At 72.7% G+C, this 15,570-nt stretch carries 13 protein-coding genes; 3 read left to right on the forward strand and 10 right to left on the reverse strand.

Annotated features, from left to right (window positions below):
- Positions 1-415: 415 nt before the first annotated feature.
- From ACPXCB_RS27260 to ACPXCB_RS27285, 6 genes are all read right to left on the reverse strand, one after another.
- Positions 416-1,045 carry a transcriptional regulator gene (locus ACPXCB_RS27260; protein ID WP_425878615.1) on the reverse strand — a complete coding sequence of 210 codons (630 nt, stop codon included), beginning with the start codon at positions 1,043-1,045 and terminating at the stop codon, positions 416-418.
- A gap of 76 nt (positions 1,046-1,121) precedes the next feature.
- The gene (locus ACPXCB_RS27265; protein WP_425878617.1) at positions 1,122-2,138 is read right to left on the reverse strand and encodes a branched-chain amino acid ABC transporter permease; all 1,017 of its coding nucleotides are present in this window, start codon (positions 2,136-2,138) and stop codon (positions 1,122-1,124) included.
- Positions 2,135-3,016: a branched-chain amino acid ABC transporter permease gene (locus tag ACPXCB_RS27270; RefSeq protein WP_425878619.1), complete on the reverse strand. Its 882-nt coding sequence runs from the start codon at positions 3,014-3,016 to the stop codon at positions 2,135-2,137. Before ACPXCB_RS27270 ends, ACPXCB_RS27265 begins: the two co-directional genes overlap by 4 nt.
- 7 nt (positions 3,017-3,023) lie before the next feature.
- Positions 3,024-4,283, reverse strand: a complete 1,260-nt coding sequence (locus ACPXCB_RS27275) for an ABC transporter substrate-binding protein (RefSeq protein ID WP_425878621.1) — start codon at positions 4,281-4,283, stop codon at positions 3,024-3,026.
- A gap of 40 nt (positions 4,284-4,323) precedes the next feature.
- On the reverse strand, positions 4,324-5,016 hold the full coding sequence (locus ACPXCB_RS27280; RefSeq protein ID WP_327027698.1) for an ABC transporter ATP-binding protein: 693 nt from the start codon (positions 5,014-5,016) through the stop codon (positions 4,324-4,326).
- Positions 5,003-5,764, reverse strand: a complete 762-nt coding sequence (locus tag ACPXCB_RS27285) for an ABC transporter ATP-binding protein (protein ID WP_425878622.1) — start codon at positions 5,762-5,764, stop codon at positions 5,003-5,005. The genes ACPXCB_RS27280 and ACPXCB_RS27285 overlap by 14 nt, the downstream gene beginning before the upstream one ends.
- Before the next feature lie 310 nt (positions 5,765-6,074).
- On the opposite strand from ACPXCB_RS27285, the gene ACPXCB_RS27290 reads away from it, so the two are divergent.
- The gene (locus tag ACPXCB_RS27290) at positions 6,075-6,935 is read left to right on the forward strand and encodes an SPFH domain-containing protein (RefSeq protein ID WP_425878624.1); all 861 of its coding nucleotides are present in this window, start codon (positions 6,075-6,077) and stop codon (positions 6,933-6,935) included.
- A gap of 39 nt (positions 6,936-6,974) precedes the next feature.
- Here ACPXCB_RS27290 and ACPXCB_RS27295 read toward each other — a convergent pair whose 3' ends face one another.
- The 3 genes from ACPXCB_RS27295 to dnaE form a co-directional block, all read right to left on the reverse strand.
- Positions 6,975-8,012 (reverse strand): aminotransferase class V-fold PLP-dependent enzyme, encoded by a 1,038-nt coding sequence (locus ACPXCB_RS27295; RefSeq protein WP_425878625.1) that lies wholly within the window; start codon positions 8,010-8,012, stop codon positions 6,975-6,977.
- Between the two features lie 71 nt (positions 8,013-8,083).
- Positions 8,084-8,539 carry a hypothetical protein gene (locus ACPXCB_RS27300; protein WP_425878627.1) on the reverse strand — a complete coding sequence of 152 codons (456 nt, stop codon included), beginning with the start codon at positions 8,537-8,539 and terminating at the stop codon, positions 8,084-8,086.
- A 62-nt stretch (positions 8,540-8,601) separates the two neighbouring features.
- Positions 8,602-12,132, reverse strand: coding sequence for a DNA polymerase III subunit alpha (gene dnaE / locus ACPXCB_RS27305; RefSeq protein ID WP_425878629.1), 3,531 nt, complete (start codon positions 12,130-12,132; stop codon positions 8,602-8,604).
- Between the two features lie 268 nt (positions 12,133-12,400).
- Between dnaE and ACPXCB_RS27310 the strand changes: the two genes are divergently transcribed.
- Positions 12,401-12,964, forward strand: a complete 564-nt coding sequence (locus ACPXCB_RS27310; protein ID WP_425878631.1) for an RNA polymerase sigma factor — start codon at positions 12,401-12,403, stop codon at positions 12,962-12,964.
- Complete coding sequence (locus ACPXCB_RS27315; RefSeq protein ID WP_425878632.1) at positions 12,961-13,593, forward strand: hypothetical protein; 633 nt, start codon at positions 12,961-12,963, stop codon at positions 13,591-13,593. The genes ACPXCB_RS27310 and ACPXCB_RS27315 overlap by 4 nt, the downstream gene beginning before the upstream one ends.
- A 185-nt stretch (positions 13,594-13,778) precedes the next feature.
- On the opposite strand, the gene ACPXCB_RS27320 is transcribed toward ACPXCB_RS27315, so the two are convergent.
- Positions 13,779-15,323 (reverse strand): serine/threonine-protein kinase, encoded by a 1,545-nt coding sequence (locus tag ACPXCB_RS27320; protein ID WP_425878633.1) that lies wholly within the window; start codon positions 15,321-15,323, stop codon positions 13,779-13,781.
- Positions 15,324-15,570 lie beyond the last annotated feature (247 nt).

The raw sequence follows: 15,570 nt of genomic DNA on the forward strand, positions 1-15,570 counted from the left end.
AAGGCCGCCCAGACGGTGCAGGTGTCGGCCTACCCCGACCACTACGCCCAGTGGGAGCAGCAGGCCGCCGACCTGGTCGCCGAGCACTGGAACAGCTGACACAGACTTTCCACCACAGGGGGGATCGCTGGCCGGCACCCGAACACGGGGTGCCGGCCAGCGGCACGTCCACCGCCGGCCATCCGCGAGGGGCCCGACGGCGGTTCCGGGCCGGGCGGCGGCCGAAGCCACGACGGGTTGGCGGGCAGCCGGCGGCGGACTGGTGGGCAGCCGGACGCTCCTACCGTTCGTCAGGGAGCGGAGTCGGTGGCTGGCTGAGGCCGTAGATCTGGTTGAGGTCGAGTACGTGGTGCCCGGCCACCGATGCCGTCCGAAGGTCGAGCACGAGCACGTGGTGTCGCCCCCACCTCCCCCGTCAGGGCGGGAGCGGCGCGGCGCAGGCGGTGACGGCGGCGGGCAGCGTGGACAGTCGGGTCGCCGGTGCGGCGAGCGGCTCGATCCAGCCCGGGCCGGCGCCGTACGCCCGGATCGCCGGGAAGTCGCGGGCGAAGCGCACCAGGCGGTACGCGCGCCCGGTGACCGGCGTCTGCGCCCAGACCACGACGATGCGCGGGCGGACCCGACGGGCGGCGCTGGCGAGCGCCGTCCACGGCAGTGCCGGCCCGAGCAGCAGACCGCCCCGGGACCGCTCGCGCAGCGCGGCAGCCAGCGCGTGCAGGCCCAGGCAGTGTGTCTCCTGCTCCGCGCCGGCCAACAGCACGCCGCCGGTGGGCAGCGGACGGCCCGGTACGCGCCGGAACACGTCCAGGCCGACGCGGACGCCCTCGGCGAGGGCGTGTTCGACGGCGACCTCGATGGCGGTGTGCCCGGGCAGTGCGGCCAGCATCGGCACGCAGACCTGTTCCCACAGCGCCGCCGCGCCCCACTCGTCGGCCACCTCGACGACGAGCGCGGCGACCCGGTTGGCGTCGAGGTCCTCGGCTGCCAGCGACAACTGCTTGCGCGCGGTCTCGACGGCCCCGACCGGCATGGGATCTGTCAGCACCAGACGTACCCCCGGGTAGACGTTCACTACCCGGAGGTTCGTCTGGAGGGCCGCGGACGGATGCGCCCGGGTGCGACTACCGGCGGCGGGACGCCGCCCAGCGCGCCGCCAGGGCTGCGGCGCTGCCCCAGATGCCGCGCCGGAACACCAGCACGACGAGGACGAAGATGCCCCCGGTGACCAGGCCGATCGCCTCGAAACCGGAGAACGACAGCCAGTCCTCCAGGCGGACCACGATGCCCGCGCCGAGCACCCCGCCCCAGAGCGTGCCGATCCCGCCGAGCACCACCACGATGACGGCCTTACCGGAGGTGGTCCAGTGCAGCACCTCCAGGGAGACGAAGCGGTGCCCGACGGCGAACAGCCCGCCGCCGAGCCCGGCGATGAACCCGGAAAGCACGAACGCGGTCAGCTTGTAGCGGTGCACCGGGTAGCCCAGCGCGCGGGCCCGTGCCGGGTTGTCGCGGATGCCGACCAGCACCCGACCGAAGGGCGAGTTCACGATCCGCCAGGCGGCGGCCAGCCCGAGCACCACGATCGGCAGGATCGCGTAGTAGAAGTAGTAGTCGTCGGTCAGGTCCAGCCCGAACAGCTCGCGGGGCACGCCCTGCAGGCCGTTCTCGCCACGGGTGACCGAGCGCCACTCGTTGGCCACGTAGTAGACCATCTGCGCGAACGCCAGGGTGACCATGGCGAAGTAGATGCCGGTCCGCTTCACCGCCAGGTAGCCGATCGGCACCGCGAGCACGGCCGCGGCGAGCGCCCCGGCCAGCACGGCCACCGGGAACGGCAGGCCGAGGTGGATGGCCGTCAACCCGGTGACGTACGCGGAGGCGCCCCAGAAGGCCGCGTGCCCGAAGGACATCAGCCCGGTGAAGCCGAGCAGCAGGTCCACGGCGACGGCGAACAACGCCCAGCAGAGGATGTCCACCGCCACCGCCGGGTAGAGCCCGTTGGGCAGCCAGAACGCCACCAGCAGCCCGACGGCGAGCAGCGCGTACCGGACCCAGCCGGGGGCCCGGGTCACGGCGACCAGCCCGGACCTCGGCGCCGGGCGACCGGCGTCGGTCGCGGTGTCGACGGTGCTTGTCATGCCGGTGCCTCCTCACGGCCGAACAGCCCGGTCGGGCGCCAGAGCAGCACGACGGCCATCACGATGAAGACGATCGTCTGGGACACGATCGGGAATTCCGACAGGTACGACTCGCCCCACGCCTGCACCAGGCCGATGCCGAAGCCGGCGGCGACGGACCCGAAGATCGAGCCCAGCCCGCCGATCACCACCACCGCGAAGACCACGATGATCAGGTCGGCGCCCATCAGCGGGTTCACGGCCCGCATCGGGGCGGCCAGCACCCCGGCGAGCCCGGCGAGGCCGATGCCGAAGCCGAAGACGGGCGTGACCCAGCGCCCGACGTCGATGCCGAACGCCCGGGTCAGCTCGGGCCGCTCGGTCGAGGCCCGGACCACCATGCCGATGCGGGTGCGGGTGAGCACCCACCAGACGCCGACGCAGACGGCGACCGCGAAGCCGAGGATGAAGACCCGGTAGGTCGGGAAGTCGAAGAGCCCGAAGTCGACCGACCCGCTCAGCGCGGACGGGGTCTCGTAGGGGCTGGACTGCACGCCGTACCGGAGCTTCACCAGATCCTGGAGGATCAGCACGAGGCCGAAGGTGAGCAGGAAGTTGTAGAGCGGGTCGAGCTTGGTGAGCCGGTGGATGAAGGCCCGTTCCAGCGCCATGCCGACCAGGCCGAGGCCCACCGGCATGATCACCAGCGCCGCCCAGAACGGCACGCCCGCCTCGGTGAGCAGCACGTACGCGCCGAAGGCGCCGAGCATGTAGAACGCCCCGTGGGCGAAGTTGACCACTCGCAGCATGCCGAAGATGACCGCGAGCCCGAGGGCGAGCAGGGCGTAGAACGCCCCGCTCACCAACCCGTTGAACGTGTTCTGCAGAAAGCCCGTCATCGGCTCGTCACATCTTGCACGCCGACGACGGCGCGGCGAACGCCTCGGCGGCAGGAATGGTCTTGAGCACCTTGACGTAGTCCCACGGCTCGGAAACCTCGGACTGGGGCTTCACCTGGGCCAGGTACGCGTCGTGGATCACCCGGTGGTCCTCGGCGCGGATCTTGCCGTTGCGCAGGAAGACGTCGTTGACCTCCTTGCCCTCCAGCTCCTTGACCACCGTGTCGGCGTCGTCGGTGCCGGCGGCCTGCGCGGCCTCCAGGTACTGGATGGCGGCGGAGTAGTTGGCCGCGTGGGCGAAGGACGGCCGGGTACCGGTCTCCTTCTGGAACCGGTCGGCGAACTCGCGGTTCTGCTGGTCGAAGTTCCAGTACCAGGCGTCGGTGTAGGTGGTGCCGGCGAGCGCGGCCGGGGTGAGCGAGTGGATGTCGGTGATGAACATCAGGCCGACGGCCAGGCCGACGCCCTTCTCCCGCAGCTTGAACTCGTTGTACTGCTTGACCACGTTGACCAGCTCCGCGCCGGCCTGCATGGTGCCGAGCACCTCCGGCTTCGGGTTGAGCGTCGGCGCCTTGAGCAGGAACGTGGAGAAGTCGCCGCTGGTGTTCGGGAACGGCGCCCCGTCCTTGCCGACGACCTTTCCGCCGGCGGCGGTGATGGCGGCGGTGAAGCTCTTCTCCATGTCCTGGCCGAAGGCGTAGTTCGGGTAGAGGATGTACCAGTTCTTGCCGACCTGCTCCGTGGTGGTCTTACCCGTGCCGTTGGCCAGCATGTAGGTGTCGTACGCGTAGTGGAACGTGTACTTGTTGCAGCTCTTGCCGGTCAGGTCGGTGGTCGCGGCGCCGATGTTGAAGTAGAGCTTCTTCTTCTCCTTCGCCACGTCGGCCACCCGCAGCGCCGCCGAGGAGGTCGGCACGTCGAGGATGAGGTCGACGCCCTGGCGGTCGTACATCTCCTGGGCCTTGCTGTTGGCCACGTCCGGCTTGTTCTGGTGGTCGGCGGTCTCCACGGTGATGTCCTTCGTCACCGCCTTGTCGCCGTGCTTCGCCTTGAAGTCGGCGATCGCCATCTCCACGGCCTTCACCGAGTTCTTGCCGGAGAGCTCCGAGTAGGCGCCGGACTGGTCGTTCAACACGCCCAGCACGATCTTGCCGCCGGTCAGCTTCTGGTCCCCGCCCGACTGCGGTCCACCGCCCCCACAGCCCGCGACCAGCACCATCGCCGCCGCCGAAGCGGCAGCCACACCCACCGTCCTACGCATGCCCATCCCTCCACCCCGCGCGCCGCGCGGATCGTCGAATCGAAATTCAGATGCCGAGGTACGACAGCAGCTCCCGCTCCCGGGAGCGCACCTCGGAGTTGTCCATCGCCTCCACGACGCGTCCCTCGGCCAGCAGGTAGTGCCGGTCGGCGACGCCGGTGGCGAAGTGCAGGTTCTGTTCGACCAGCAGCACGGTCACCCCGTGCCGTTTGGCCTCACGCAGGAGGTCGCCGACCTGCTGCACGAGCAGCGGCGAGAGCCCCTCGGTCGGTTCGTCGCAGAGCAGCAGCCGGGCGCCCATCCGCAGCACCCGGGCCAGCGCGAGCATCTGCTGCTCGCCGCCGGAGAGCATGGTGGCGGCCGAGTCCCGCCGCTGGTGCAGGGCGGGGAACGCCTCGTACACGCGCTCCAGCGACCACGGGTCGGGCCCGACGGTCGGCGGCAGGGTGAGGTTCTCCGTCACGCTCAGCGTGGCGTAGCTGCCCCGGTCGTCGGGGACCCAGCCGAGCCCCAACCGCGCCCGCCGGTACGCGGGCAGCCTCCCGACGTCCCGCCCGTCCAGCTCGATCCGGCCGCGCTGGCCGGCGTGCAGGCCCATCACGCAGCGCAGCAGGGTGGACTTGCCGGCGCCGTTGCGCCCGACAAGGGTGACCACCTCGCCGGCGGCGACGTCCAGGCTGACCTCCCGCAGCACCTGCGCCTCGCCGTACCAGGCGGACAGGTTCTCAATGCGCAGCATCGGCGGCTCCCAGGTAGGCGGTGATCACGCGCTCGTCGGCGCGCACCTGCTCGTACGGGCCCTCGACGAGGACCTTGCCGGCCTGCAGGACGGTGACGGTGTCGGCGAGCCGCCCGACCACGCTCATGTTGTGCTCGACCAGCACCACCGTCCGGCCCCGCCGGACCCGCGAGACCAGCTCGACGGTGCGGTCGACGTCCTCCAGGCCCATCCCGGCGGTCGGCTCGTCGAGCAGCAGCACCTTCGGGTCCAGGGCGAGGGCGATGGCCAGCTCCAGCGCTCGCTTGCGCCCGTACGCCAGCGCCTCGGCGGGGGCCTCGGACAGCTCGGCCAGCCCGACCATGTCGAGCAGTTCGCCGGCCCGGTCGGTGTAGCGGCGCATCAGCTTCGCCGAGCGCCAGAACCGCCAGCCCAGCCCGCTCGGGCTCTGCAGCGCCAACTCGACGTGCTCCCGCGCGGAGAGCTGCGGGAAGAGGCTGGTGATCTGGAACGACCGGGCCACGCCGAGCCGGGCGACCCGCTCGGGGGGCAGCCCCGTCACGTCGCGGCCGTCCAGCTCGATGCGCCCGCCGCTGGGCCGCAGAAACCCGGTGAGCAGGTTGAACAGGGTGGTCTTCCCGGCGCCGTTCGGGCCGACGAGCGCGTGGACGCTGTCCGCCGCGATGTCGAGGTCGACCCCGTCGACCGCCCGGAAGCCCCGGAAGTCACGGGTCAGCCCGCGGGCTGACAGGAGCGCTTGCCCGGCCATCGCCTACTCCTTCGTAGGTCCGGCGACGACCGGCTCGGTGACCGCGGTCACATGGCCGTCGCGTCCTGGAAACCTACGGCGGGGCCGTGATGACGAACTATGTCGATGACAGCCACATTCCGGGGCGCCCGACCGTGCGGGAACGCCACCCCGCCGCCCGGCCACCCCGCCCGCCGGAATCGACGGCGGTGACTGTCGAGCCACCGCGTACCACGTCATGTGGGCGCGCCACGGCCGCGCCCCACCTGCGTTTCGCCTTGACCGGTGCCCCTAGGGTGATGGCCCCCTCCCGCGAAAGGTGCCGAGCGAAATGCCCTTCGGCTTCACTGTTGCGATCATCTTCTCCGTCGGCCTGGCGATCTCCGGCCTGCTGGCGCTCGCCGCCTCGAAGACGTCGACGAAGGGGACCGCCACCCTGGCTGCGGTCGCCTGCCTCGTCGGCGCGGCCGTGTTCACGATCGGCTCCAGCGCCCACTCCGTGCCGATCCGTTCGGTCGGCATCGTCACCAGCTTCGGCAAGCCGACGGGGAAGGTCACCGGCTCCGGCCTGAAGTGGGTGGCACCGTGGCAGAAGGTCGGCGAGTGGGACGCCGGCCGGCAGAAGTACGACCACATCGGCGGCGACCACTGCGTGCGGGTCCGCACCGGCACCCTCGCCGACGCCTGCGTCGAGGTGCTCGTCGAGTGGCAGGTCAAGCCGGAGAACGCGCCCAAGCAGTTCATGGACTACAAGGGCGACTTCGACAGCTTCCGGGGCCAGCGGGTGGGCGTGCAGCTCGACAGCGCCGTCAACGACGCCTTCGCCACCTACAACCCGCTGGAGAAGATCGACTCGAGCACCGGCAGCCTGAACGTGGACCTGAAGCCCTTCGCCGAGAGCATCAAGACCAGCGCCGAGTCGCGGCTCTCCAGCGACGTCGACATCCTGTCGGTGACCATCACCCGGGTCAACCACGACGACAAGACCGAGGGCAACATCAAGGCCTTCCAGGACAAGCTCGCCCAGACCCGCAACCTGGAGCAGGACCGGAAGAACGCCGCCATCCAGAAGCAGATCACCGAGACCAACGCGAAGGTCGACAAGGTGTCGCGGTGCCTGGAGATCGCCGAACGCAACGGCAGCAACCCCGGCCTCTGCATCAACCCCGGGATCATCACCGGCGCCAAGTGACGGCCGGCCGGCGTCGACCCGCCCTTGGCCGCCCCGGCTTCAGCCGGTGAGCGCGTCCAGGGCGAGGTCGACGTCGGCCTCGGTGGAGTAGACGTGGAAGGACGCCCGCACCCGGCCGGCACGGACCGCCGCCCGGACGCCGGCCCGCTCCAGCCGCTCCGCCGCGCTCGGCACCTCCACCGCGACGATCGCGCTCTCCCCCGGCGGCCGGCCCAGCCCGGCGAGGAACCGGTTGGCCAGGGCGACGTCGTGCGCGTGCACGGCCGGCACGCCTATCTCGGCGAGCAGTTCCAGTGCGGGGGCCGTGCCGACCCAGCTGAACCACGCTGGCGAGATGTCGAACCGGCGCGCGTCGCCGGCCAGGCGCAGCGGCGGGCCGTAGTAGGAGGCGTGCGGGTCGTCCCCCGCGTACCAGCCGGCGGCGTCGGGGCGCAGCCGCTCCCGCAGCGCGGGCGCCAGGTAGGCGAACGCGGAGCCGCGCGGTGCCATCAGCCACTTGTACGCGCCGACCGCGACCAGGTCGGCGAGGCTCGCGTCGAACGGCAGCCAGCCGCACGCCTGGGTGGCGTCGACCGCGACGAACGCGCCGTGCGCCCGGGCCGCCGCGACCACGTCGGCGTACGGGGCGATCGCGCCGTCGGCCGACTGCACCAGACTGAACGCGACCAGGTCGGTGTCGGCGTCGATCGCGTCGACGAGCCCGGCCAGCGGCACGGTGCGCACCCGCACGCCCCGCTCGACCTGCACCAGCCACGGGAAGAGGTTGGAGGTGAACTCGACCTCCGGCACCACGACGGTCGCGCCGGCGGGCAGGGCGGCGGCGACCGGGGCCAGCAGCTGCGAGACCGTGCTGCCGACCGCGACGTCGGCGACCGGCACCCCGACCAGGCTGGCGAAGGCGGCCCGCGCCCGCTCGGTGGCCTGGCCCCAGCCCTCCCACGACGTGCGCCCGGCCCGCCAGTCGGTCAACGCCTCCTGCACCGCGTCCCACACCGGATCGGGCGGGAGGCCGTAGCTGGCGGTGTTCAGCCAACCCGGCTGCGGCTGCCACAACTTCTGCGCCTGTGCGATCTCCACCTCACCGACGCTAGCCACCCGCGCCGCGTACCGGGATGGCCAATCCCGCGCTCGCGGCCCCGGGCGCTGGTTCAGGTCGCCGCGCGCAGGACGTGCAGACCTCGTCGCACCTCGTCGAGCCCTCGGTCGAGGTCCCAGGCGGCGATCTCGTGCAGCGGATGGCGCTCGCGCAGGAGCCGGGCCAGTTCCAGGCCGACCAGGTAGCCGCAGCGGCGCATCGCCCGGCCCACCCCGGCGACGGTGGCGGGCAGCAGCGCGGCCAGCCGTTCCGCGCGGGCGGCGAACACCGCCTCCCGCCCGTGCAGCCGTTCCAGGACACCTTCGAGGTCGTCCACCCCGGACCAGTCGCCCTGACGGTCCAGCGTCGCGTACAGGTCGCGGTGGGGTGCCAGGTAGTGCGTCCGCCACAGCTCCGCCCACCGCTGCCGGGGGACGTGCGCGGCGCGGCGCGCGTACGCCAGGAAGTCCGGCACCAGGTCGCGGACCCGCAGCGGGCTCGCGACGGCCTCCCCGGCGGGCACGGTCATGCCCGCGATCATGCCGCATCCGCCGCGGGTCCGCCGACTGGCGAGCCCGAGGACCGGCGGCGTCAGCTGACGTTGGCGGGGCCGAGGACGCTCTTCAGGTCGCCCATCAGCGCGGTGGTCGCCGCCACCCGGAACGGCCCCAGCCGCAGGGTGGTGGTCCGGCCGCCGTTGAGCAGCTTGACGTGCACCTCGGTGTCGCCCGGATGCAGCACCAGGGTCTCCTTGAGCCGCTCCACCAGCGGCGGGGTGCACCGGTGCACCGGGATGGTCAGGGTGATCGGCTTGCTCCCCGGGGTGCTGCTGACGTCCGGCATGGACATGTCCATCGCCATGATCCGGGGCGTGTCGTCGCGCCGGTCCACCCGCCCCTTCACCACCACGATGGCGTCCTCGGCGATGTACTGCCCGATCACCTCGTAGGTGTTGGGGAAGAAGAGGGTCTCCACGCCGCCGGCGAGGTCCTCCAGGGTGGCCGACGCCCAGGCCCGGCCCTGCTTGGTGACGCGCCGCTGCACCCCGGAGAGGATGCCGGCGAGGGTGACCACGGCCCCGTCCGGGACGGTGCCCTCCTCGGACAGGGAGGCGATGGTGCAGTCCGCCGCCGCGCCGAGGACGTGCTCCAGGCCGAACAGCGGGTGGTCGGAGACGTAGAGGCCGAGCATCTCGCGTTCGAAGGCGAGCTTGTCGCGCTTGTCCCACTCCCCGTCGCCGATGACCGGCATCACCGTGGTGCTGTTGGTCTCCGCGTCGCCGAACCCGGCGCCGAAGAGGTCGTACTGGCCGACGGCCTCCTTGCGCTTGACGTCGGCGTACGCGTCGATCGCCTCCGCGTGCACCGTGAGCAGCGCCTTGCGGGAGTGCCCGAGCGAGTCGAACGCCCCGGCCTTGATCAGCGATTCGATGGTCTTCTTGTTGCAGACCACGGCGTCGACCTTCGACAGGAAGTCGTAGAAGTCGGCGTACTCGCCCTTCTCGTCCCGGCAGCGCATGATCGCGGCGACCACGTTCGCGCCGACGTTGCGCACCGCGCCGAGGCCGAACCGGATCTCCTTGCCGACCGGGGTGAACGGCCCCGCGGAGGTGTTCACGTCCGGCGGCAGCACCTGGATGCGCATCCGGCGGCACTCCGACAGGTAGAGCGCCATCTTGTCCTTGTCGTCGCCGACGGACGTGAGCAGCGCCGCCATGTACTCGGCCGGGTAGTGCGCCTTCAGGTACGCGGTCCAGTACGACACCAGCCCGTACGCCGCCGAGTGCGCCTTGTTGAAGGCGTAGCCGGCGAACGGGACCAGCACGTCCCAGACCTTCTGGATCGCCTCGTCCGAGTAGCCCCGCTCCCGGCAGCCGTCCCGGAAGGGGATGAACTCCTTGTCGAGGATCTCCTTCTTCTTCTTGCCCATCGCGCGGCGCAGCAGGTCGGCCTGGCCGAGGGTGTAGCCGGCGAGGATCTGCGCGGCGCGCTGCACCTGCTCCTGGTAGACGATCAGGCCGTAGGTGGGCGCGAGGATCTCGCGCAGCGGTTCCTCCAGCTCCGGGTGGATCGGGGAGATTTCCTGGAGGTTGTTCTTGCGCAGCGCGTAGTTGGTGTGCGAGTCGACGCCCATCGGGCCGGGCCGGTAGAGCGCGAGGACGGCGGAGATGTCCTCGAAGTTGTCCGGCTTCATCATCCGCAGCAGGGAGCGCATCGGCCCGCCGTCGAGCTGGAACACGCCCAGGGTGTCGCCCCGGGCCAGCAGCTCGTACGCGGCCCTGTCGTCCAGCGGCAGCGCCAGCAGTTCCAGCTCCTTGCCGTGGTTGAGCTGGATGTTCTTCACCGCGTCGTCGATGATCGTCAGGTTGCGCAGGCCGAGGAAGTCCATCTTCAACAGCCCGAGCGACTCGCACGTCGGGTAGTCGAACTGGGTGATGATGACCCCGTCGGAGTCCCGGCGCATCAGCGGGATGTGGTCGATGATCGGCTCGGCGGACATGATGACGCCGGCGGCGTGCACGCCGGTCTGCCGGATCAGCCCCTCGATACCCCGGGCCGTGTCGATGACCTTCTTGACGTCCGACTCCGCCTCGTACATGCCCCGGAGCTCGCCGGCCTCGGCGTAGCGGGGGTGCTTCGGGTCGAAGATGCCCTCCAGGGGGATGTCCTTGCCCATCACCGCCGGGGGCATCGCCTTGGTGATCCGGTCGCCCACCGCGTACGGGTAGCCGAGCACCCGGGCCGAGTCCTTGATCGCGGCCTTCGCCTTGATCGTGCCGAAGGTGGCGATCTGGGCGACCTTGTCCTCGCCCCACTTGTCGGTGACGTACTTGATCACCTCGCCGCGCCGGCGCTCGTCGAAGTCGATGTCGACATCCGGCATGGAGACGCGCTCGGGGTTGAGGAACCGCTCGAAGATCAGGCCGTGCTGGATCGGGTCGAGGTCGGTGATGCCCAGCGCGTACGCGACCAGCGAGCCGGCGGCCGAGCCACGGCCCGGGCCCACGGCGATGCCCTGGTTCTTCGCCCACTGGATGAAGTCGGCGACCACGAGGAAGTACGACGGGAAGCCCATCTGGATGATGACGCCCAGCTCGTACTCGGCCTGCCTGACGTGCCCCTCGGGGATGCCGCCGGGGTAGCGCCGTTCCAGCCCGGCGAAGGTCTCCTTGCGGAACCAGGATTCCTCGGTCTCCCCGTCCGGGACCGGGAAGCGGGGCATCAGGTTGTGGAACTCGAACATCCCGGCGGGGTCGACCTTCTCGGCCACCAGCAGGGTGTTGCGGCAGCCCTCCAGCCAGAAATCGGAGTTGTCGACGGCGCGCATCTCGTCGGCGGACTTGATGTAGTAGCCGCTGCCGTCGAACCGGAACCGGTTCGGGTCGGCGACGTTCGCCGCCGTCTGCACGCAGAGCAGCACGTCGTGCGCCTCGGCCTGCGACTCGTGGGTGTAGTGCGAGTCGTTCGTGACCACCGGCGGGATGTCCAGCTTGCGGGAGATGTCATGCAGCTCCTGGCGGACCCGGCTCTCGATGCTGATGCCGTGGTCCATGACCTCCAGGAAGTAGTTCTCCTTGCCGAACATCTCCTGGTACCGCGCGGCGGCCTTGAGCGCCTCGTCGTACTGGCCCAGGCGCAGCCGGGTCTGTACCTCGCCGGAGGGGCAGCCGGTGGTGGCCATCAACCCGTCGGCGTTGGCGGCGAGCAGCTCCGCGTCCATCCGCGGCCACTTGACGAAGAACCCCTCGGTGTACGACCGGCTGGTCAGCTTGAAGAGGTTGTGCAGGCCGGTCTTGTTCTTCGCCCAGATGGTCATGTGGGTGTAGCCGCCGCTGCCGGAGACGTCGTCGCTCTTCTGCTCCGGCCGGCCCCACTTCACCCGCTGCTTGTGGAACCGCGACTCGGGCGCCACGTACGCCTCGATGCCGAGGATCGGGGTGACGCCGGCGGCCATCGCCTGCTTGTAGAAGTCGTTCGCGCCGTGCATGTTGCCGTGGTCGGTCATCGCCACCGCCGGCATGCCCTGCCGCTTGACCTCGGCGAAGAGGTCCTTCAGCCGGGCCGCCCCGTCGAGCATCGAGTACTCCGTGTGCACGTGCAGATGCGCGAACGAATCGCCCATGCGTGGCGCCCCCCGGGTCGGTTCATGGGATGGTCGAGCTCGGACGGCCTACCCTATCGCCGCCGCCGAACGCGGCTCCAGACGCCGCGCGGACGGGCCGGGCCGGGGTGGCACGGGTCTCTCCGACCACCCCGCCTCGCGCGGGCCGCCGACGCTCGGCGGGGCCCACGACGGCCTCCGGCAGTCGGTTCCCGGACTCGGGGCGCCCCCACCGGCGGCGGCGGCCGTAGCCTGGGCGGACGGTATCCGGCGAGCATTGGACGACCTGATGCCCCTCCCGGACGGTGTCGAGGAGCTGGTCGAGTCGGCGGCGCGCGGCGATCCCGCGGCGCTCGACGCGCTGCTGGTCGCGGTCCGCCCGGAGGTGCTGCGGCTCTGCGCCCGTCTGCTGCCGAACCGGGAGGACGCCGAGGAGGCGTGCCAGGACGCGCTGCTCGCGCTGGCCCGGGGCATCGGCCGGTTCGAGGGCCGCTCGTCGTTCCACACCTGGCTGTACCGGCTGACGGCCAACCGGGCCCGTTCGACGTACCGGGTGCTGCGGCGGCGCTGGCTGGTGGAGGCCGGCGGCGTGCCGCTGCCGGAGCCGGTGGACCCGCGCCGCACGAGCGTGGTCGCCGGCACCCGGCTGGACCTGCTCGACGCGCTCGACGCGCTGCGCCCCGAACTCGCCGAGGCGGTGACCCTGCGTGACGTCCTGGGGCTGGGCTACCGGGAGATCGCCGGCCTGCTCGGCGTACCCGAGGGCACCGTCAAGTCGCGGATCCACGAGGCCCGCCGGCAGCTGCGCCACCGGCTCTCCGGTGAGCCCGCCGCCGGCGAGGGCCGGCGATGACGGCGACGGACCGCCGCCGGGGCGCGCCGCGCGGCTCCGGCGGCTCGCGGTTCTCCGCGCCGCGACTCGCCGGGATCGCGGTGGTCGCCGTGACCGTGGCCGTGCCGCTCGCGGGGTGCGGCGGCGGGGACGCTCCCGTCTCCCCGCTGCCCGTGCAGGCGCCGGCCTCCCGCTCCCCCGGCCCGGCCTCGCCCTCCCCGTCGGCCCTCCCACCGTCGGCCTCCCCGCCGTCGCCGAGCACGCCAGGCCGTCCGCCGGACACGTCGGCCGTCGTCCCGCCGTCCCGCCGGCCCCCGCCGGCTGCTCCCCCCACGACCGCCGCCGGGCGTACGCCGACCGCGACGCGCTCGCCGGGCGAGCTGCCCGGCACCTGCTTCGGGGCGGTACGCCACGACCTGGTGCTGGCCGAGACCGAGCTGGCGCTGCTGCGCTCGCTCTGCTTCGCGACCGGCGGGGTGCTGCGGATCATCGGCATCGGACCGGGTGAGGTCGGCGTGGACCGGGAGGACCTGGTCTCCCGCAACTACGAGGCGGGGGTGGTCGACATCCGGTTCGTCCGCCCCGGCACGGTGGACGTGCTGATCCCCCAGGGCGGTACGACGCACACGGTCACGGTGGTGGTGCGCTAGCACCGACGGAGGGCGGCGGCGCGCCGGCGCCGGCGTACGCCCCCGGGGCGTCCGCTCCGCGCGGGGACCGGGCCGGGGAGCGCGCGGAACGGGGCGGTCCCCGGGAGAGCTAGGGCCTCGGCTCGGCGGCCACCACCGCCCCGCGCGGCGCGGACCACCGGGTTCGAGGCCGCGCGACGCGGGCACTAGCTCACCCTCACCCCGGCCAGCAGCGCGTCGACGAAGTCGGCCCGGCTGCCGGCCGGGGGCGTGATCTGCACGTAGACCAGGCCGGCGCGGCCGGGTGCGAGCCCGGCGGCCTCGACCACCTCGGGCCGCCCCTGGTCACAGGTGAACCGGGCCACCACCCAGTCCACGCCCGCCTGCCGGGTGCGGCGTACGGGCGCGGCGGCACACGCCGCATGGGGACGCTCGGCGACGAATCCCGCCGGGCTGGTGCGCCCGGCGATGCTGGTGGACAGCCCGACGAAGGCACCCGGCACGGTGGGGTCGGCCGCCCACCGGTGCGGGTCGGGCGACATCACCAGGGCCGGTTCGAGCCGGCCGTCGGGCCCGTACCGGCCGGCCCAGCCGGTGCCGGTGGCCCGCCACCCGGGCGGCAGCGCGACGGTGAGCGGCCCGCTCGTCCAGCTTCCGGCGTCCCGCCGGCCCGCCGTGTCGTCGCCGGCGGTGGACCCGGTTGCCAGGAGGGTCAGGACCCCCAGCGCCAGCACGCCGAGCCGCCGCCGGGCGACCGGCCGCCCCTCCGAGCGCGCCCGCCGGACCGGATGCCTGACCGTCCCGGCGGCCGGAGCGGGAGCGGCCGGGGCGGCGGCGGCCGGCACGGGGGCAGCCGGCACGGGGACGGCCGGCACGGGGACGGCCGGGTCGGGGACGGCCGGGTCGGAGGCGGCCGGCGCGGGAGCGGCCGGGGCGGAGGCAGCCGGGGCGGAGGCAGCCGGGGCGGGGCGGCGCAGGGCGGCGCGGAAGGCGGTGGCGTCCGGGTACCGGTCCGCCGCCCGGGGCGCGGTGGCCCGCCGCAGGACCGCGGCCACCTCCGGCGGGGCGCCCCCACCCGCCCCGCCCGCCGCCTGGGCGACGGTGCCGGGGGCGGCACCGGCGTCGGCGGCCGGGGCGAGGAGGCGGAGGCCGAGCCGGCCCAGCGCGTACACGTCGGCGCGGGTGCCGACGATGGCGAACGGGTCGTCCTGCTCCGGGGCCATGTAGCCGGGGGTGCCGGCCCGGGCGGTGAGACCGGAGGCTGCGGCGAGGGCCTTGGCCAGCCCGAGGTCGGCGATCAGCACCCGCTCGCCGTCCGGGCCGGAGCGGAACAGGACGTTGCCCGGGCTCAGGTCGCGGTGCACCACGCCGTGCCGGTGCAGGACGGCGACGCCGGCGGCGATCTCGGCCAGCAACTCCAGGGCGGCGGGCGCCGGCATCGGCCCGGCCGCCAGCCGGTCGCGCAGGCTGCCGCCGTCGGCCCAGGTCAGCACCGAGTACGGCCGGCCGTCGGCCAGCTCGCCGACCGCGTGGACGCGGACCAGCCGCGCGTCGTCGAGCCGGCGCAGCAGGCGGGCCTCGTCCAGGAAGCGCTCCCGTACCCGCAGGTCGTGGTGCCAGTTCTCGGCCAGCACCTTGATCGCCACCCGGGAGTCGAGCATCGGGTCGTGGGCCAGCCACACCGTCGCGAACGACCCCGTGCCCAGAAGTCGCTCGACCCGGTAGGGCCCGATCCGCCCCGGACTGGTCACCGCACCACCCCCGACACCGGCACCGCCGGTCGCCGTTCCGCCTCGACAGTAGACGGCACTGCGGGCCGGGGGCAGCCCGCGACGCCACGCGGGCTCGGCGCGTCGGGCGGGCCGGGCCGCACCGGGCGGGGCGCATCGGTCTGGCGCATCGGTCGGGGGCGCATCGGTCGGGAACCCGACGAACCGATCCGGCCGGACGGGTGACCAACAGGACAAGGACACCCGCACTCCGGAGGAGGAGATCCCC

It is taken from the genome of Micromonospora sp. DT62 (assembly GCF_049847285.1).
Classification (GTDB): Bacteria; Actinomycetota; Actinomycetes; order Mycobacteriales; family Micromonosporaceae; genus Micromonospora; species Micromonospora reichwaldensis.

What these genes read in the sequence shown, in the direction of transcription:
- ACPXCB_RS27265 (WP_425878617.1), bottom strand. Translation starts at nt 2,138, where the DNA reads ATGACAAGCACCGTCGACACCGCGACCGACGCCGGTCGCCCGGCGCCG.
- ACPXCB_RS27270 (WP_425878619.1), bottom strand. Translation starts at nt 3,016, where the DNA reads ATGACGGGCTTTCTGCAGAACACGTTCAACGGGTTGGTGAGCGGGGCG.
- ACPXCB_RS27275 (WP_425878621.1), bottom strand. Translation starts at nt 4,283, where the DNA reads ATGGGCATGCGTAGGACGGTGGGTGTGGCTGCCGCTTCGGCGGCGGCG.
- ACPXCB_RS27280 (WP_327027698.1), bottom strand. Translation starts at nt 5,016, where the DNA reads ATGCTGCGCATTGAGAACCTGTCCGCCTGGTACGGCGAGGCGCAGGTG.
- ACPXCB_RS27285 (WP_425878622.1), bottom strand. Translation starts at nt 5,764, where the DNA reads ATGGCCGGGCAAGCGCTCCTGTCAGCCCGCGGGCTGACCCGTGACTTC.
- ACPXCB_RS27290 (WP_425878624.1), top strand. Translation starts at nt 6,075, where the DNA reads ATGCCCTTCGGCTTCACTGTTGCGATCATCTTCTCCGTCGGCCTGGCG.
- ACPXCB_RS27300 (WP_425878627.1), bottom strand. Translation starts at nt 8,539, where the DNA reads ATGACCGTGCCCGCCGGGGAGGCCGTCGCGAGCCCGCTGCGGGTCCGC.
- dnaE (WP_425878629.1), bottom strand. Translation starts at nt 12,132, where the DNA reads ATGGGCGATTCGTTCGCGCATCTGCACGTGCACACGGAGTACTCGATG.
- ACPXCB_RS27310 (WP_425878631.1), top strand. Translation starts at nt 12,401, where the DNA reads ATGCCCCTCCCGGACGGTGTCGAGGAGCTGGTCGAGTCGGCGGCGCGC.
- ACPXCB_RS27315 (WP_425878632.1), top strand. Translation starts at nt 12,961, where the DNA reads ATGACGGCGACGGACCGCCGCCGGGGCGCGCCGCGCGGCTCCGGCGGC.